General features: G+C 67.6%; 14 protein-coding genes and 1 tRNA gene. 9 read left to right on the top strand and 6 right to left on the bottom strand.

Annotated elements, in window-relative coordinates:
• Positions 1-10 precede the first annotated feature (10 nt).
• The 4 genes from C6P64_RS08825 to paaX all read right to left on the bottom strand — a co-directional run bounded on the left by C6P64_RS08825 (position 11) and on the right by paaX (position 3,814).
• Positions 11-772, bottom strand: a complete 762-nt coding sequence (locus C6P64_RS08825) for an ABC transporter ATP-binding protein (protein ID WP_105748181.1) — start codon at positions 770-772, stop codon at positions 11-13.
• A 2-nt stretch (positions 773-774) separates the two neighbouring features.
• Positions 775-1,707, bottom strand: coding sequence for a branched-chain amino acid ABC transporter permease (locus tag C6P64_RS08820; protein ID WP_105748180.1), 933 nt, complete (start codon positions 1,705-1,707; stop codon positions 775-777).
• Between the two features lie 2 nt (positions 1,708-1,709).
• Positions 1,710-2,582, bottom strand: a complete 873-nt coding sequence (locus C6P64_RS08815; protein ID WP_105748256.1) for a branched-chain amino acid ABC transporter permease — start codon at positions 2,580-2,582, stop codon at positions 1,710-1,712.
• Between the two features lie 263 nt (positions 2,583-2,845).
• Positions 2,846-3,814, bottom strand: coding sequence for a phenylacetic acid degradation operon negative regulatory protein PaaX (paaX, locus tag C6P64_RS08810; RefSeq protein ID WP_105748179.1), 969 nt, complete (start codon positions 3,812-3,814; stop codon positions 2,846-2,848).
• 124 nt (positions 3,815-3,938) lie between these two features.
• Between paaX and grpE the strand changes: the two genes are divergently transcribed.
• The 4 genes from grpE to C6P64_RS08790 all read left to right on the top strand — a co-directional run bounded on the left by grpE (position 3,939) and on the right by C6P64_RS08790 (position 9,165).
• Complete coding sequence (gene grpE / locus C6P64_RS08805) at positions 3,939-4,499, top strand: nucleotide exchange factor GrpE (protein WP_105748178.1); 561 nt, start codon at positions 3,939-3,941, stop codon at positions 4,497-4,499.
• A gap of 120 nt (positions 4,500-4,619) precedes the next feature.
• The gene (gene dnaK, locus C6P64_RS08800) at positions 4,620-6,545 is read left to right on the top strand and encodes a molecular chaperone DnaK (RefSeq protein WP_105748177.1); all 1,926 of its coding nucleotides are present in this window, start codon (positions 4,620-4,622) and stop codon (positions 6,543-6,545) included.
• A 92-nt stretch (positions 6,546-6,637) separates the two neighbouring features.
• Positions 6,638-7,774, top strand: a complete 1,137-nt coding sequence (gene dnaJ, locus C6P64_RS08795; RefSeq protein ID WP_105748176.1) for a molecular chaperone DnaJ — start codon at positions 6,638-6,640, stop codon at positions 7,772-7,774.
• 26 nt (positions 7,775-7,800) lie between these two features.
• Positions 7,801-9,165 carry an MBL fold metallo-hydrolase gene (locus C6P64_RS08790; protein ID WP_105748175.1) on the top strand — a complete coding sequence of 455 codons (1,365 nt, stop codon included), beginning with the start codon at positions 7,801-7,803 and terminating at the stop codon, positions 9,163-9,165.
• Between the two features lie 54 nt (positions 9,166-9,219).
• On the opposite strand, the gene C6P64_RS08785 is transcribed toward C6P64_RS08790, so the two are convergent.
• On the bottom strand, positions 9,220-10,473 hold the full coding sequence (locus tag C6P64_RS08785; protein ID WP_170073070.1) for a GGDEF domain-containing protein: 1,254 nt from the start codon (positions 10,471-10,473) through the stop codon (positions 9,220-9,222).
• Positions 10,474-10,650: 177 nt separating this feature from the next.
• Here C6P64_RS08785 and C6P64_RS08780 point away from each other — a divergent pair, with 177 nt between their 5' ends.
• The 5 genes from C6P64_RS08780 to C6P64_RS08760 all read left to right on the top strand — a co-directional run bounded on the left by C6P64_RS08780 (position 10,651) and on the right by C6P64_RS08760 (position 14,746).
• Entirely contained in the window at positions 10,651-12,120 is a 1,470-nt protein-coding gene (locus C6P64_RS08780) for an NAD-dependent succinate-semialdehyde dehydrogenase (protein ID WP_105748174.1), read from the top strand.
• Positions 12,121-12,151: 31 nt separating this feature from the next.
• Positions 12,152-12,225, top strand: a tRNA-Gly gene (locus C6P64_RS08775).
• Positions 12,226-12,347: 122 nt separating this feature from the next.
• Positions 12,348-13,217, top strand: coding sequence for a DHH family phosphoesterase (locus tag C6P64_RS08770; RefSeq protein WP_105748173.1), 870 nt, complete (start codon positions 12,348-12,350; stop codon positions 13,215-13,217).
• A 132-nt stretch (positions 13,218-13,349) separates the two neighbouring features.
• Positions 13,350-14,249, top strand: coding sequence for a dienelactone hydrolase family protein (locus tag C6P64_RS08765; protein WP_105748172.1), 900 nt, complete (start codon positions 13,350-13,352; stop codon positions 14,247-14,249).
• An 83-nt stretch (positions 14,250-14,332) separates the two neighbouring features.
• Entirely contained in the window at positions 14,333-14,746 is a 414-nt protein-coding gene (locus C6P64_RS08760) for a hypothetical protein (protein WP_105748171.1), read from the top strand.
• Positions 14,747-14,776: 30 nt separating this feature from the next.
• Here the strand turns inward: C6P64_RS08760 and C6P64_RS08755 are convergent, their stop codons facing one another.
• Complete coding sequence (locus C6P64_RS08755) at positions 14,777-17,044, bottom strand: FAD-dependent oxidoreductase (protein ID WP_105748170.1); 2,268 nt, start codon at positions 17,042-17,044, stop codon at positions 14,777-14,779.
• Between the last annotated feature and the right edge of the window lie 72 nt (positions 17,045-17,116).

Genomic DNA, 17,116 nt, shown 5'->3' with positions numbered 1-17,116 from the left:
GTCTCCCCCCTCAGGCATGTGCGCCCAGATAAGCTGCAATCACGTCGGGGTTCTTGCGAACCTCCGCGCCCGTGCCCTCGGTGAGCTTCTTGCCGTAGTCGAGCACCAGGATGCGGTCGGACAGGTTCATCACCATCTTCATGTCGTGCTCGACCAGCACCACCGTGATGCCGGAGTCCGCCACCTTGCGCACCAGCTGGTCGACCTCGATGGTTTCCTTCGGGTTCAGGCCGGCGGCCGGCTCGTCGAGGAAGATCAGCCGTGGCTTCATGGCCAGGGCGCGCGCGATCTCGAGCCGCTTGAGCGTGCCGTAGGACATCGCATCGGCGCGCGCGTCGATGTAGTTCTCGAGGCCGACGAAGCGCATCAGCTCGGCGGCTTCCTCGCGCAGCTCGCGGTCGCGCCGGCGCAGGCTGGGCCAGCGCAGCGCGGCCTTGAGCAGGTTGCGGTCGAGCCGCAGGTGGGCGCCCACCATCACGTTCTCGATCGCGCTCATGTTCATGCAGACCTGCAGGTTCTGGAACGTGCGCGCGACGCCGCGCTCGGCCAGCTCGTTGGGCGACTTGCCCTGGATCGGCTCGCCGTCGAGCCGGATCTCGCCCGCGGTCGGCTTGTAGACCCCGGTGATCAGGTTGAACAGCGTGGTCTTGCCCGCGCCGTTGGGGCCGATCACCGAATAGACGATGCCCGCGTCGATGTTGAACGACACATTCTGGACCGCCTTGACGCCACCGAAGTGGATCGACAGGTCCTTGACTTCCAGCAACGCCATGCTCACTCCCCCTTACCGAATCGGGCTGCCAGCGTGGGCACCAGGCCCTTGGGCAGGAAAATCATGCATCCCATCAGCACCGCGCCGAACACCACCGTCTCCCAGCCCTCGAAGGTGGCCAGCGCCTGCGGCAGCGCGGTCAGCAGCACGGCGCCGACGATGGAGCCGAACACCGAGGCCATGCCGCCGACCACCACCATGGTCACCAGCTCGATCGAGTGGAAGAAGTCGGCGAAGTTGGGCGTCACGAAGCCGACGTAATGCGCCGTGACGCTGCCCATGATGCTGGCGAACACCGCCGACAGCACGAAGATCGACACCTTGTAGCGCACCACGTTGACGCCCACCACCTGCGAGGCCACCTCCGAACCGTGCAGCGCGCGCAAGGCGCGGCCGAAGGGCGAGTCGATCAGGCTCAGCGAAGCCCAGACGCTGACCGCCAGCAGCAGCGCCACCACCCAGTACCACTGCTTGTCGCTGCCGAGCTCGAAGCCCAGCAGTGCCATGGCAGGCACCGGCATGCCGTCCGGGCCGCCGGTCCACTGCGCCTCGTTGCGCAGCGCGATGTTGATGATGATGCCCAGGCCCAGCGTCGCCATCGCGAGGTAGTTGCCCTTGAGCTTGAAGATGGGCCGCGCCACCACGGCGGCGATCAGGCCGGTGGCCGCCGCGCCGGCGCCCAGCGCCAGCAGCGGATGCCAGCCGAAATGCGTCGGCAGCACCGCCGAGGCATAGGCGCCGATGCCCAGGAAGCCCGCATGGCCCAGGCTGATCTGGCCGGCGAAGCCGATCAGCAGGTTGAGGCCGATCACGATGATGGCGTTGATCGCCATCCGGATCGCCAGGTCCATGTAGTAGCTGTTGGGCAGCACGAAGGGCAGCGCGAGCAGCACCGCCACCACGAGGCCCAGTCCGATGTAAGCACTCTTTTGCATGGTCACACCCGGTCGGTCGATTTGCCACCGAACAGTCCGCGCGGCATGAAGAACAGAATGAACAGGATCAGCACGAAGGGCATCGAATCCTTGTAGGCCGACGAGATGTAGCCCGCGCCCATGGCTTCCAGCACCCCGACCAGCAGGCCGCCCAGCACCGCGCCGAGGCCGTTGCCCAGGCCGCCGACGACGGCCGCCACGAAGCCCTTGAGGCCGAGCATGATGCCGACGTCATACGAGGTCATCGTGATCGGCGTCACCAGGATGCCGCCGAGCGCGCCCAGCGCCGCCGACATCGCGAAGCTCATGAACAGCACCCAGCTGGTGTTGATGCCGACCAGCTCGGCCGCGGTGCGGTTGAACGAGGTCGCCAGCATCGCCTTGCCGGTCAGCGTGCGGCTGAAGAAGTACCACAGCGCGACCACCACCAGCGCGGTGACGCCCAGCACCCACAGGCTCTGCGGCAGCAGCGTGGCACCCAGGATCTCGATCGGCGCATCGCCCGAGAAAGGCGCCAGGCTGTGCGTGCCCTTGCCGAAGCCGATCTGCACCAGGCCGCGGATCACCAGCGAGGCACCGATGGTGATGATGATCAGCGACACCGTCTCGGCGCCCTTGACCGGCTCGATCGCCACCTTCTCCATCACGATGCCGACGATGGCGGGAATGGCGATCGCCAGCAGCAGGGCCAGCGGCAGCGGCAAGCCCAGGTGGGAGAAGAACACCGCCAGCATGCCACCGAGCATGATGAACTCGCCCTGGGCGAAGTTGATGACGTTGCTGGCGTTGTAGATCAGGGTGAATCCCAGTGCCGCCAGCGCATAGGTGGCCCCCACGGTGATGCCCGAGAACAGGAATTGCAGGAACTGGGCCAGCATCAGACTGGCCCTCCAGGAATCGCGCAGGCGGCAGGGCAGCCATGAATCTGCATGGGCATTCAGCGTCTCCGTAATGGTTCAGGGATAGGAAGGCGGGCTTGCGCCCGTTCCGGCCTCGGTGGCGGAATTCCGGCGTGCAGAATCCACACCGACCGAGAATGTGTTACTTATTATGTCCCACTAAGAACCATTTTGTATCGCTTCTAGACCTCGACCAAGGGTAAGCCCTAGTCAGGTTCGGCACCGCTGCGCCGGTTCGATCAGGCCGGCCCGGCCAGCGGATCGGCGCCCTGGAAGCGCTTGCTCACCATGCTGGAAGCCGCCGGCACCTCGCCGCTGGCCAGCAGGAGATGGCGGTCCAGATGGCGCTCCGACGCCGGCAGCAGGCGCCGGTACACCTCCTTGCAGAGCCGGCGCGCCTCGTGCCCCGGCCAGCCCGCGGGTTGCAGCACCTCGGGCAGCTCCGGGTCGCGCAGCAGCAGGCGGCGGAAGTCATGGATCAGCAGGGTGCGGATCAGGAAGGCACCCTCCTCGTCCACGCTGTCGGCCCCCGACTGGCGCAGCGCCTCCAGGATGGGCCGGTAGCAAGCCACGAAGCTGCCGTAGTCGGCGGCCAGCTGCTCCAGGTTCCAGGCCGAGCGCACGATGTCGGCATCGCTAGCGGACTGGCCCAGCCTCGGGTTGGCCGCGACCAGCGGCATGAGCCGGGGCAGCAGGTCGGACATGCCGTCGGCCCCCAGCGCGGCAAAGGCCGACCCCAGGTCGGCACCGGGGTGGACGAAGCAGCCAGCGCCGATCTGCCCGAAGCCCTGCCAGTACAGCGCGCGCCGCAGCCGCTCGCGCTCGCGCGCCGACAACTCGCCCATCACCATGATGAGGCGCCAGCGCAGGTCCCACAGCGGCGCATGGGCGGCGTAGATCTGGCGCGCGGCCTCCTCGAAGCGGCGCTGGCCCGATGGGGTCAGCATGTAGTCGGTGCGCCGCCCGTGGGTCTGGGTGGTGAGCCACTCGTCCTTGACGAGACGGAACACCGTGGTGCGAACCAAGCGCTCGTTGAGATCGAGCGGCTGCAGCAGCCGGATCAGGCCGCCGAGCCAGATCTGTCCCCCGCGCGGCAGCACGGCATCACCGAAGACAGAAATGATCAAGGATCCCGCCTTGACGCGGCTTATCTGGCGAAAGCTGTCCAGTCTCTGGTTGACCGCCTGCTCGATGACCTGGGTTCTCATGATGACTTTTTTGTTGCACGCACTCGCGGATGTGGCGGAATTCTCCACTGGAAGGGGCTTGAAATCCTTGGCACCTGCCCCAATTACGCTACTGTTTTCACGACAACCCATTCACCAGTCCGCCATGTCTGCACCGCAAGACCTCCAATCCGAAGCCGCTCAAGCCGCCCCCATCAGCCCCGAGGAAGCGCAAGCCGCAGCAGAAGCCACCCAGGCCGATGCCGCAGCCGCCCAGGTCAACGAGATCGAGAGCCTGAAGGCGCAGAACGCCGAACTCGCCGAGCAGTTCCTGCGCGCCAAGGCCGAGGTCGAGAACATCCGCCGCCGCTCCGAGGACGAGATCGCCAAGTCGCGCAAGTTCGCCGTCGAAGGCTTCGCCGAGAGCCTGCTGCCGGTGCTCGACAGCCTGGAAGCCGGCCTGAGCATCCAGGAAGCCACCGTGCAGCAGATCCGCGAAGGCTCGCAAGCCACGCTCAAGCAGCTGCTGTCGGCGCTGAACCGCAACAAGGTGGTCGCGATCGCGCCGGCCGCCGGCGAGAAATTCGATCCGCACCAGCACCAGGCCATCAGCATGGTGCCGGCCGAGCAGGAGGCCAACACGGTCGTGACCGTGCTGCAGAAGGGCTACCTGATCGCCGATCGCGTGCTGCGCCCGGCCCTGGTCACGGTGGCCGCGCCCAAGTAAGGCGCGCCCGGACGCCGTCACAAACCCTGCGGCAAGCGGGGTCTTGAAAAGAAAGCCGGCGTCCTCATCTCAGATTCAAGCAATTTTTCACAGTTTTTCCAAGATTTTCCGGAGCAACTCATGGGCAAGATCATCGGCATCGACCTCGGCACCACCAACTCCTGCGTGGCCGTGATGGAAGGCAACACCACCCGCGTCATCGAGAACAGCGAAGGCGCGCGCACCACCCCGTCCATCATCGCCTACCAGGAAGATGGCGAAGTGCTGGTCGGCGCGTCCGCCAAGCGCCAGGCCGTCACCAACCCGCGCAACACCCTGTACGCGGTCAAGCGCCTGATCGGTCGCAAGTTCACCGAGAAGGAAGTGCAAAAGGACATCGACCTGATGCCCTACACCATCGCGGCGGCCGACAACGGCGACGCCTGGGTCGAGGTGCGCGGCAAGAAGATCGCGCCGCCCCAGGTTTCTGCCGAAGTGCTGCGCAAGATGAAGAAGACCGCCGAGGACTACCTGGGCGAGGCCGTGACCGAGGCCGTCATCACCGTGCCGGCCTACTTCAACGACGCCCAGCGCCAGGCGACCAAGGACGCCGGCCGCATCGCCGGCCTGGAAGTCAAGCGCATCATCAACGAGCCGACCGCTGCCGCACTGGCCTTCGGCCTCGACAAGCATGGTTCGGGTGACCGCAAGATCGCCGTGTTCGACCTGGGCGGCGGCACCTTCGACATCTCGATCATCGAGATCGCGGACGTCGACGGCGAGAAGCAGTTCGAGGTGCTCTCGACCAACGGCGACACCTTCCTGGGCGGCGAGGACTTCGACCAGCGCATCATCGACTACATCATCGACGAGTTCCAGAAGGAAGCCGGCGTCAACCTCAAGCAGGACGTGCTGGCCCTGCAGCGCCTGAAGGAAGCCGCCGAGAAGGCCAAGATCGAGCTGTCCAACAGCACCCAGACCGACATCAACCTGCCCTACATCACGGCAGACGCGACCGGTCCGAAGCACCTCAACCTCAAGCTGACCCGCGCCAAGCTGGAAAGCCTGGTCGACGAGCTGATCGAGCGCACCATCGCCCCCTGCCGCATGGCGATCAAGGACGCCGGCGTGTCGGTCTCCGACATCCAGGACGTGATCCTGGTCGGCGGCATGAGCCGCATGCCCAAGGTGCAGGAAAAGGTCAAGGAATTCTTCGGCAAGGAGCCGCGCAAGGACGTCAACCCCGATGAGGCTGTCGCCGTCGGCGCCGCGATCCAGGGTCAGGTGCTGTCGGGCGACCGCAAGGACGTGCTGCTGCTCGACGTGACCCCGCTGTCGCTGGGCATCGAGACCATGGGCGGCGTCATGACCAAGATGATCGGCAAGAACACCACCATCCCGACCAAGTTCAGCCAGGTGTTCTCGACCGCCGAGGACAACCAGCCGGCCGTGACCATCAAGGTGTTCCAGGGCGAGCGCGAGATCGCCGCCGGCAACAAGCTGCTCGGCGAGTTCAACCTCGAGGGCATCCCGCCGGCGATGCGCGGCACGCCGCAGATCGAAGTCTCGTTCGACATCGACGCCAACGGCATCCTGCATGTCGGCGCCAAGGACAAGGGCACCGGCAAGGAAAACAAGATCACCATCAAGGCCAACTCGGGCCTGTCGGAAGCCGAGATCGAGAAGATGGTCAAGGATGCCGAAGCCAACGCCGCCGAAGACCACAAGAAGGTCGAGCTGGTGCAGGCGCGCAACCAGGCCGACGCCATGGTCAGCTCGGTCAAGAAGAGCCTGACCGAGTACGGCGACAAGATCGACGCGGCCGAGAAGAGCGCGATCGAGGCCGCGATCAAGGAAGCCGAGGAAGCCGTCAAGGGCGACGACAAGGCCGCCATCGAAGCCAAGACCGAAGCGCTGATGACCGTCAGCCAGAAGCTGGGCGAGAAGATGTATGCCGACATGCAGGCCCAGCAGGCCGCAGCCGGTGCCGCCGGCGCGGAAGCCGGCGCCCGTCCGGCCGACGACAATGTGGTCGACGCCGAGGTCAAGGAAGTCAAGAAGGACTAAGCGCCTTCCGCTCCTGACCTGAACACCGCCGCGCGCGGGTCTGCCGACCCGGCGCGGCGTTCGCACAATCAGCCCTACCCCCTGCAAGCACCATGGCCAAACGAGACTTTTACGAAATCCTGGGCGTCGGCAAGACCGCCAGCGACGACGAGATCAAGAAGGCATATCGCAAGCTGGCGATGAAGTACCACCCTGACCGCAACCAGGGGGACGCCGCCAAGGCCGCCGAAGAGAAGTTCAAGGAGGCCAAGGAAGCCTACGAGATGCTCAGCGACCCGCAGAAGCGCGCCGCCTACGACCAGTACGGTCACGCCGGCGTCGACCCGAACATGCGCGGCGGCCCGGGCGGCGCCGAGGGCTTCGGTGGCTTCGGCGATGCCTTTGGCGACATCTTCGGTGACATCTTCGGCGGCGCGCGTGGCGGCCAGCGCGGCGGACGCCAGGTCTACCGCGGCAACGACCTGTCCTACGCGATGGAGATCACGCTCGAGGAAGCCGCCGCCGGCAAGGACAGCCAGATCCGCATCCCGAGCTGGGAGGACTGCGACAACTGCCACGGCAGCGGCGCCAAGCCCGGCACCAGCGCCAAGACCTGCAACACCTGCCAGGGCAGCGGCGTGGTGCAGATGCGCCAGGGCTTCTTCAGCGTGCAGCAGACCTGCCCGCACTGCCATGGCAGCGGCAAGATCATCCCCGAGCCCTGCACCAGCTGCCACGGCCAGGGCAAGGTCAAGAAGAACAAGACGCTCGAGATCAAGATCCCGGCCGGCATCGACGACGGCATGCGCATCCGCTCGGCCGGCAACGGCGAGCCCGGGCGCAACGGCGGACCCGCAGGCGACCTGTTCATCGAGATCCGCGTCAAGCGCCACGAGCTGTTCGAGCGCGACGGCGACGACCTGCACTGCAAGGTGCCAGTCAGCGTCACGACCGCCGCGCTCGGCGGCGAGATCGAGGTGCCGACCCTGGCCGGCAAGGCCGCGATCGACATCCCCGAGGGCACCCAGCATGGCAAGCAGTTCCGCCTGCGCGGCAAGGGCATCAAGGGCGTGCGCTCGAGCTACCCCGGCGACCTCTACGTCCATGTCGATGTCGAGACCCCGGTCAAGCTGACCGAACACCAGCGCAAGCTGCTGAAGGAACTCGACGAATCGTTCAAGAAGGGCGGCCACAAGCACAGCCCGAACGACAAGGGCTGGTTCGAGAAGTTCACCGAGTTCTTCTCTTAAGCCGCAGAACATGCTGAAATAGGCGCATGAGCGTCCAGATCAGCTTCCTCGGCGGAGCCGGCACCGTGACCGGCTCCAAGTTCCTCGTCCAGCATGAGGGCCAGCGCCTGCTGGTCGACTGCGGGCTGTTCCAAGGCTACAAGCAGCTGCGGCTGCGCAACTGGACGCCGCCGCCAGTAGCAGCGCGCGAAGTCAACGCGGTAGTGCTGACCCATGCCCACCTCGACCACAGCGGCTACCTGCCGCTGCTGGTGCGCGAAGGCTTTGCGGGCCAGGTCTGGTGCACGCCGGGCACGCGCGACCTGTGCGAGATCCTGCTGCCCGACTCGGGCCATATCCAGGAAGAAGACGCCGCCTATGCCAACCGGCACGGCTTCTCCAAGCATCACCCGGCGCTGCCGCTCTACACCGTCGCCGACGCCAAGGCCAGCCTGGCGCGACTGCAGACCGTGCCGCCCTTCCGCGCCTTCGCGCCGCTACCCGGCTGGCAGGCCCGGCTGCAGCCGGCCGGCCACATCATCGGCGCAGCCAGCCTGCTGCTCGAGGTCGGCGGCAAGCGGCTGCTGTTCTCGGGCGACCTCGGGCGCTCGGACGACCTGCTGATGCTGCCACCCGAAGCCCCGCCAGCGGCGGACGCCGTGATCATCGAGTCGACCTATGGCGACCGCGAGCACCCGGCCCAGGGCCTGCTCGACGAACTGGCGCCAGTGCTCGCGCGCGTCGCGGCGCGCGGCGGCACGGCCGTGGTGCCGGTGTTCGCGGTCGGCCGGGCCCAGGTGCTGCTGCACGCGATCGCCCGGCTCAAGCAGGACGGCCGCCTGCCCCGTGCGCTGCCGGTCTACCTCGACAGCCCGATGGCGATCCACAGCACCGAGGTGTTCGCGCGCCACCCGGGCGAGCACCGGCTCGACGCCGGCCAGGTGCGCGACATGGCGCATGCCGCCACCATGGTACGCACTCCCGACGAATCCAAGGCCATCGCTGCGGTCCATGGACCCAAGATCGTGCTGGCGGCCAGCGGCATGGCGACTGGCGGGCGGGTGCTGCACCATCTGGTGCAATACCTGGGTGACCACCGCAACATGGTGGTGCTGACCGGCTACCAGGCGCCGGGCACGCGCGGCGCGGCGCTGGTCAAGGGCAGCGACATATTGCGCATCCACGGCCAGGACCTGCCGGTGCGGGCCGAAGTGGTGCAGCTGCTGTCGGCCTCGGCGCATGCCGACGCGGGCCAGCTCATGACCTGGCTGCACGCGGTGCCGGGCAGGCCGCACCGCGCCTTCGTGGTCCACGGCGACCTCGAGGCCTCGGACGCGCTGCGCCAGCGCATCGAGCGCGAACTGCGCTGGCATGCCGTCGTGCCCGAGCATGGATCGAGTTGGGCGGTGTAAGCCTGGACACAGGGCCTGGCTGCTGCGGGACTGGTCAGCCGGCGGTTGCCGGCTTCAGCTCGGCCGGGTTTCCCTTGACCGGTGGCGGGCCGGCCGCAACGCTGAAACGGATGCCAGCCTGACGCTGTTGCGCCCCGCCTGCTTGGCCTGGTAGAGCGCCGCATCGATCCGGCTGATCCAGCTGTCAAGCGATTCGTTCGGCAAATAGTTCGCGACACCGAAGCTCGCGGTCACCCGGCCGATCGCCGGGATCTGTTGCGCCTCGAAGGCCGAGCGCAGGTTCTCCGCGACGGTCATCGCCTGCTGCGGCCCGGTATCGGGCATCAGCAGCATGAACTCTTCCCCGCCCCAGCGGGCCAGCAGGTCGCAGCCCCGGGTGTGCTGGCGCGCCAGGGCCGTCAACGCCACCAGCACGCGGTCGCCGGCCAGGTGACCATGGATGTCGTTGATATCCTTGAAGTGATCGAGGTCGAAGATCAGCAGGCTGAGCGCCTGCTCGTGCCGGTCGGCGCGTGCCATCTCCTGGCGCACCATGCTCTCGAAGTGACGGCGGTTCCACAGCCCTGTCAGCATGTCCGTGGTCGCCATGTGGCTGAGCTGCGCATTGGCCGACTCCAGCGCCTGGTTGAGCTGCTCGGCCGCCTCCTTGGCCTGCTTGAGTTGCTGCTCGAAGCGCTGCTGCACCTGCAGCAGGAAGCCGAAGCCATTGATGCACATGACCACGAAGGCCAGGGTGTAGAGCCCGATGTTGATCCCGTTGTTCTGGTAGGACACCAGCTCGACGCCGAGCAATCCGATGATCACCTTCAGCGCCAAGCAGCCCCCCAGCGCCCCGTCGAGCGCGCTCATCATCAGCAGCAACTGGGGCGACTGGCGGAACTGGTTCAGGCTCAGGGCCGACATCGCCAGGTAGAGCAAGGCGGCAATGCCGGTGCCGACGAGGATCATCGGGTGGTTGCTGCTGGCCAGCCAGACCGTGGCGATGAAGACCGGCACGGCCACCAGCATGGCGGCCTTGACCACCGGGACCCAGCGCGGCGCGCCCAGAAAGCGCGCATAGACCGCCAGCTCCATGGCGATGCCCAGCCACTGCATCAGATTGCCGGCGTAGATCCAGGGCACCCATTCAGCGCCCCACAGCGGCCGCGACCAGCCCAGCAGGTAGCCCAATCCGGCGACCAGCTTGGCCAGCTGCCAGGCGCGCAGATGTGGCATGTCGTGCTTGCGGCAGCGCTGATAGACGAAGACCACCAGCGCGAACGACAAGTTGAACAAACCGAGAGAGAAGATCAGGGTCCTGGTGTCCATGGTGGTGCGGGCTCGGCATGGGCTACGCAAAAATAGCAAGATGCATTTATTAAATCCTGAGCCAAGGCCTTTTCTCCCCATAGGCAGCGCAGAATTATCGTTTTCCGCCGGGCTGCCGGCCTTGGCCGCTGCACCGGCCCGAGCAGGGATCAAGCCGGCGGTGTAAGCTTGCTTTCCATGAACAATCCACTCGACCGACTGCAGGACCCGGGCCTGCTCAAGACCGATGCCTTCATCGCCGGCGACTGGGTGGCTGGCAGTTCGCGCTTTCCCGTGCATGACCCGGCAACCGGGCACAAGCTGGCCGATGTCGCCAAGCTGGGCCCGGCCGACGCCCAGGCCGCCATCGATGCCGCCAACGCGGCCTGGCCGGGCTGGAAAAGCAAGACCGCCAAGGAACGCAGCCTCATCCTGCGCCGCTGGTACGAGCTGCTGCTGGCGCACCAGGAGGACCTGGCCACGCTGATGACGGCCGAACAGGGCAAGCCACTGGCCGAGGCACGCGGCGAGGTCGCCTATGGCGCGAGCTTCGTCGAGTGGTATGCCGAGGAAGCCAAGCGCATCAACGGCGAGACCCTGCCGCAGTTCGACAACAACCGCCGCCTGCTGGTGCTCAAGCAGGCCATCGGCGTCTGCGCCGCGATCACGCCTTGGAACTTCCCGCTCGCGATGATCACGCGCAAGGTCGCGCCGGCGCTGGCCGCCGGCTGCCCGGTCGTGATCAAGCCGGCCGAACTCACGCCGCTGACGGCGCTGGCCGCGGCCGAACTCGCGCGGCGCGCCGGCATCCCGGCCGGGGTGCTCAACGTCGTGACCGCCGACGCCGAGGGCTCGGTCGCCATCGGCCAGCTGCTCTGCGCCAGCGACACCGTGCGGCACCTGAGCTTCACCGGCTCGACCGAGGTCGGCCGCCTCCTGATGGCGCAATGCGCGCCGACGGTCAAGAAGCTCTCGCTCGAGCTCGGCGGCAATGCGCCCTTCATCGTGTTCGACGATGCCGACATCGACTCGGCGGTCGAGGGCGCCTTCGCGAGCAAGTACCGCAACGCCGGCCAGACCTGCGTCTGCTCGAACCGGATCTACGTGCAGGACGCGGTCTACGAGCAGTTCGTGCAGAAGTTCGCCGCCAAGGTCGCGACGGCAAAAGTCGGCAACGGCTTCGACGAGGGCGTCAACCAGGGCCCGCTGATCGAGGAGGCCGCGCTGCAGAAGGTGCAGCGCCATGTCGACGACGCGCTCGCCAAGGGCGCCAGGCTGCTGACGGGCGGCAAGCGGCTGGCCGGCCAGTTCTTCGAACCGACCGTGGTGGCCGATGCCACGCCCGACATGCTGTGCGCGCGCGAGGAAACCTTCGGCCCCTTCGCGCCGGTGTTCCGCTTCCAGACCGAGCAGGAGGCAATCGATGCCGCCAATGCGACCGCATATGGCCTGGCGAGCTACTTCTACAGCCGCGACATCGGCCGCATCTACCGCGTCGGTGAAGCGCTCGAGTACGGCATGGTCGGCGTCAACGTCGGCGTGCTCGCGACCGAGCATGTGCCGTTTGGCGGCGTCAAGCAGTCGGGCCTGGGCCGCGAGGGCTCGCATTTCGGCATCGACGACTATGTCGAGATCAAGTACCTCTGCCTGGGCGACATCCTGAAATGAGGCGATTTCTCAAGTAAACTCGCTGCCATAAGCGGGTGTAGTTCAATGGTAGAACGGCAGCTTCCCAAGCTTCATACGAGGGTTCGATTCCCTTCACCCGCTCCATCTTGCTGCTTCGCAGCACTGCAAGACAACGCCTAAGCCGCCGATTCCCCTGGGAAGGCGGCTTTTTTGTTGGCTCGTGTCACGCCGCCTGGCGGCGTCCAACCCAAGCAAGATCCACTCGCATGAGCACCACCCCCTCCCGCCCCACCCTCGTGATCTACCACGGCGACTGCCCGGACGGCTTCGGCGCCGCCTATGCCGCCTGGCTCGCGCTCGGCGAATCGGCCGACTACCTGTCCTGCAAGCATGGCGACCCGGCGCCCGATGTCAGCGGACGCCAGGTCTACATTCTCGACTTCTCGTTTGCCCCCGCGGTGCTCGAGCAGATGCGTGCGCAGGCCGACTCGATCACGCTGCTGGACCACCACAAGACAGCGCAGGACCAGCTGAGCTGCCTGAGCTGCGGACCAAAGTTCTCGCTGCTGTTCGACCTGCAGAAGTCGGGGGCGCGGCTGGCCTGGGAGCATTTCCACCCGGGCCAGACCGTGCCCTACCTGATCGCGCGCATCGAGGACCGCGACCTCTGGAACTGGAAGTTCGACGACAGCCGCGAGCTGCTGGCGGTGCTCGATACGCGCGGCTTCGACTTCGAGGCCTGGCACGCGCTGCGGCTGCAGGCCGATGATCCGGTCGCACGCCAGGCACTGGTCGAGCAGGGCCGCGCGCTGCGGCGCCAGTTCGAGGGCCTGGTCGCGAGCGCGGCCAAGGGCGCGTTCGAGCTCACCCTGCTCGGGCACAAGACGCTGGCGGTCAATGCGGTGAGCGAATTCACCAGCGACCTCGGCAACATCCTGGCGCTGCGCACCGGCAGCTTTGCCGTGGTGTTCAAGATCGACAGCCCCGGCTTCGTCAAGGTCAGCCTGCGCTCGCTGCGCAGCTTCGACGTGTCGCCGATCGCGCTGCGCTTTGGCGGCGGCGGCCATCCCCAGGCCAGCGCCTTCCGGCTGCCGATGAGCCAATTCGCCGACTTCCTGGCCGGCACGCTCGAGTAATCGAGCAGCCATGGCAAGCGCCTTGCAGCCCCGTCCCGGGCCGGGGTTTGCGCCGGGATAAACCCCAGGCGCGACAAGGCTGGCGCCAGCGGGCATGCTGGCAGCCCCTATTCCCTTGAACCAGGAGCCCGCATGCCACAGATCGCCCCTCGTCCGACCGCCGCCGACTTCGACCAGGAACTGCTGATCCTGTTCGACGCCTATGTGCATGGCGACATCGACCGCCGTGGCTTCCTCGAGCGCGCGCGGCGCTTCGCGGTCGGCGGCCTGACGGCGGCCGGACTGCTCGCGGCGCTGAGCCCGGACTTCGCGCGCGCCCAGGTCGCCCCCGACGCGCCCGGCCTGCGCACTGAAAGGATAGCCATCGATTCACCGCAGGGCCACGGCAGCCTGCCGGGCTATCTGTGCCGGCCGGCGCAGGCCAGCGGCCCTCTGCCGGCGGTGCTGGTCGTGCACGAGAACCGCGGGCTCAATCCGCATATCGAGGACGTGACGCGGCGGCTGGCGCTCGCCGGCTATCTGGCGCTGGCACCCGATGCGCTCGGCCCCCTGGGCGGCTACCCTGGCGACGAGGACAAGGCGCGCGCGCTGTTCGGCCAGCTCGACCAGGACAAGACCAGGCAGGACATGCTGGCGGGGGCGCAGGCGCTGCTGCGCCACCCCGACTCGAACGGCCGGCTCGGCGTGGTCGGCTTCTGCTGGGGCGGCGGCATCGCGCACTGGCTGGCGACGCGACTGCCCGAACTGGCCGCCGCCGTGCCCTTCTACGGCAACCACCCGCTGGCGGGCGAGGCAGCACGGGTCAAGGCGCCGCTGCTGATCCATTTCGCCGACCAGGACGAGCGCATCAACGCGGCCTGGCCGGCCTACGAGGCTGCACTCAAGGCCGCTGGCGCGCGCTTCGAGGCGCAGCGCTACCCCGGCACCCAGCACGGCTTCCACAACGACACCACGCCGCGCTACGACGCCGCGGCCGCGCGCCTGGCCTGGTCGCGCACGCTCGACTTCCTGGCGCGGCAGCTCAAGGCCTGAGCCCGGCTGGCCTGGACGGCTGGCGCCAGCGCGGCCTGATAAGCTGAGCGGCTTGCCCCCCTGCCGTTCCCGCCTGGAGAAAAATGACCCTGCCGAATCCGCCCCGACTGCCTGACAACGCCCTGGGCCTGCGGGTGCGCCGCATCAGGAATTCGCTGGCCGACCTGAACGCCCGCATCGCCCGTCTGTCGATGTTCCTGCAGCTCTCGCTCGACAGCGAAGCCAAGGTGCAGCAGGTCATCGAGCGCAGCCATCCGCTGTTTCGGCGGCATGAAGGCCGGCAGCCGGGCGCCGATGCGGGGGGCCGGCAGAGGCAGGCGCTGGAGGAGCTGCGCGGCCTGCTGGTGCTGCGCTGCAAGGTGATGGCCAAGCTGCTCGAGACCCTGGGGCTGGAGCTGACCGGGCAGATCGCCAACCAGGCCGAGGACCATCTGGAGCGGCTGGGCTTCGAACCGGGCGCCGACGGCTTCCACCTGCTGCCACGCACCAAACCCTGAGCCTGCAACGCCTGCCGTCAGGTACCAGCCTCAGCGGGGCGGTCCGGCAGGCTCGGGCGGGCCATCGAGCGCGCGCAGGGCCATCCGGTAGCCGGCCTCGATCAGGCCGGCCAGGGTCTTGTCCGAGAAGTCGTAGCCGCTCGCAGCGGGCTCGCCGGGCAGGCTCTCGCGCACGATGCGGGTGATCTGCAGCGGCGCCTGCTGGCCCATCAGCTGGATGAAGTTGGGCTGGTGCCGGATGCGGTGGGCTTGCTCCGGTGCCAGCTCGGCCAGCAGCTCCCGCACCAGCTGCTGGAAATCATGCACCAGGGTCTCGGTCCTGAGGTCGTTGCGGATGCGCTCGGCAAACAGGATCTCCTCGCGCCTGGCCATGACCTCGGCCAGGTTGCCCGGCAACGCCCGCGCCTTGCCCGGGTAGAGGTCGACGATGTAGACCCGCTTGCCGGCCGCGCCGCAGCGTTCGATCACCTGCTCCAGCGGCGAGTTGCTGACGATGCCGCCGTCCCAGAAATGCCGGCCCTCGATCGTGGTCCAGGGAAACGCCGGCGGCAGGCTGCCGCTGGCCAGCACATGGTCGGCACTCAGCGCATCGACATAGCTGTCGAACACCACCAGCTCGCTGGTCTCGACATCGACCGCGCTGACGATGAGCCGGACCGGGCTGGACTTCAGGCGCTCGAAATCGACATATTTCTCCAGCAGCCGGCGCGCCGGCGACAGGTCGTAGAGACTGGTCCAGCAGGAAGCCGAGGCATCGACGCTCCAGAACGGCTTGAGCCAGCCGGGCTGGAAGAACTGCGGCACGCCGAGCAAGGCCACCTGCCCGCCGGCGAGCAGGCGCCGCAACCCCTCGTCGGCCAGCTCCGGCGACAGGGTGCCGAGCTCGCGCCAGAAGGCCTGCAGCTGCTGCGCCGCGTCGTCCGGGTTGCCCGCGATGATCGCGCTGTTGATGGCACCGATCGACACCCCGGCCACGATGTCGGGCCGGATGCCGCGCTCCTGCAGCGCCTGGATCGCGCCGCACTCGAAGGCGCCGAAGGCACCACCGCCCTGCAGGATGTAGACGGTCTGGTTCGGGATCTGGTCGAGCGCGAACCCGGGGTCGGACAGCCGCGGCTTGCTCGAGCGCAGATTGACCCGGTGCTTGATCAGGGCCTCCATCATGCGGGTCTCGTCGGCGGGACGCCCGAGCGAGAACAGCCCGCGCGGCACATCGTCCTGCAGGAAGATCGCGGCGTAGGAGCCGGACTCGAGCGAGCCGCGCTCGATGCGCTCCTGCCCGGGCTCGATGCGCCCGAGCAGGTTGAAGCTCAGCTCGAACACATGGCTGTAGAAATAGCTGACCTCGCAGTAGGGAGCGCGCCGGCCCAGCATGTTGCGCGCCGCATGGCGGCCCTGCTTGAAGGCATTGTCCCAATGCTCGAGATGGCGCTGGCAGTCGAACACGGTGTCATGGAAGCTGCAGGCATCGCCAGCGGCATAGATGCCGGGCCAGTCGGTCTGCAGGAAGCGGTCGACCCGGATGCCGTCCTGGTCGAAGCGGATGCCGCTGCCGCGCAGGAATCCGGTGTTGGGCCTGACCCCCACCCCCAGCAGCACCAGGTCGCAGTCCAGGCGCAAACCGCCGCGGGTCGTCACGCCCTCGACCGCCGCCCGGCCGTGGAACCGCAGCGGCTCGTCGCCCAGCAGCACCTCGACGCCTTGCTGCTCGAGCGTGGCCAGCAGATGGGCCGAGAACTCCGGCAGCGCCAGGCTCTCGAGCAGCGCGCCCTGCTCGATCAGCGTGACCGGCAGCCCGCGCTGGCGCAGGGCAGCAGCCACCTCGAGCCCGACGAAGCTGCCGCCGACCACGACGGCGCGCCTGGCCTGCAAGGCGCCGGCGCGCAAGGCCTGGGCATCGGCCAGGGTATGCAGGACATGGACGCCCGCCAGCGCGGCGCCGGGAATCTCGAGCCGCTGCGCCGACGCGCCGGTGGCCAGCAGCAGCTGGCCATAGCCGATCTCCTCCCCCGTCTCGACGCACAGCCTGCGCTGAGCGGGCTGGACCGAGCTCACCGCGGCGCCGATCCTGACCTCGATGCCGAGCCGCTCGTAGCCGGCCGCATCCATCACCCAGCGCGCCGACTCCGGCGACTCGCTCGACAGGAAGGACTTGGACAGCGAGCCCCGGTGATAGGGCAGCTGCGGCTCGGCCGCCAGCAGCAGGATGCTGCCCCGCCCCCCTTCGGCGCGCAGGGTCTGGGCCGCGCTGGCCGCGGCCACCCCGCCGCCGACGATCACATGGTCATAGCATTTCATGTCCGGATTCACCTCTGGAGTTCAGGGCGAGGATAGCTGGCCAGCCGTCAGCTGGCGGCGAGCCGTGACCAG

Origin of the sequence: Malikia granosa, from assembly GCF_002980595.1 — a bacterium.
Classification (GTDB): Bacteria; Pseudomonadota; Gammaproteobacteria; order Burkholderiales; family Burkholderiaceae_C; genus Malikia; species Malikia granosa.
Note: the sequence above shows the minus strand (reverse complement) of the source record. Positions and strands in the feature narration are given on the sequence as shown.

Coding starts and splice junctions, on each gene's coding strand:
- C6P64_RS08825 (WP_105748181.1), bottom strand. CDS start 772: ATGGCGTTGCTGGAAGTCAAGGACCTGTCGATCCACTTCGGTGGCGTC.
- C6P64_RS08770 (WP_105748173.1), top strand. CDS start 12,348: ATGAGCACCACCCCCTCCCGCCCCACCCTCGTGATCTACCACGGCGAC.
- C6P64_RS08790 (WP_105748175.1), top strand. CDS start 7,801: ATGAGCGTCCAGATCAGCTTCCTCGGCGGAGCCGGCACCGTGACCGGC.
- dnaJ (WP_105748176.1), top strand. CDS start 6,638: ATGGCCAAACGAGACTTTTACGAAATCCTGGGCGTCGGCAAGACCGCC.
- C6P64_RS08765 (WP_105748172.1), top strand. CDS start 13,350: ATGCCACAGATCGCCCCTCGTCCGACCGCCGCCGACTTCGACCAGGAA.
- C6P64_RS08785 (WP_170073070.1), bottom strand. CDS start 10,473: ATGGACACCAGGACCCTGATCTTCTCTCTCGGTTTGTTCAACTTGTCG.
- C6P64_RS08780 (WP_105748174.1), top strand. CDS start 10,651: ATGAACAATCCACTCGACCGACTGCAGGACCCGGGCCTGCTCAAGACC.
- grpE (WP_105748178.1), top strand. CDS start 3,939: ATGTCTGCACCGCAAGACCTCCAATCCGAAGCCGCTCAAGCCGCCCCC.
- C6P64_RS08820 (WP_105748180.1), bottom strand. CDS start 1,707: ATGCAAAAGAGTGCTTACATCGGACTGGGCCTCGTGGTGGCGGTGCTG.
- paaX (WP_105748179.1), bottom strand. CDS start 3,814: ATGAGAACCCAGGTCATCGAGCAGGCGGTCAACCAGAGACTGGACAGC.
- dnaK (WP_105748177.1), top strand. CDS start 4,620: ATGGGCAAGATCATCGGCATCGACCTCGGCACCACCAACTCCTGCGTG.
- C6P64_RS08760 (WP_105748171.1), top strand. CDS start 14,333: ATGACCCTGCCGAATCCGCCCCGACTGCCTGACAACGCCCTGGGCCTG.
- C6P64_RS08755 (WP_105748170.1), bottom strand. CDS start 17,044: ATGAAATGCTATGACCATGTGATCGTCGGCGGCGGGGTGGCCGCGGCC.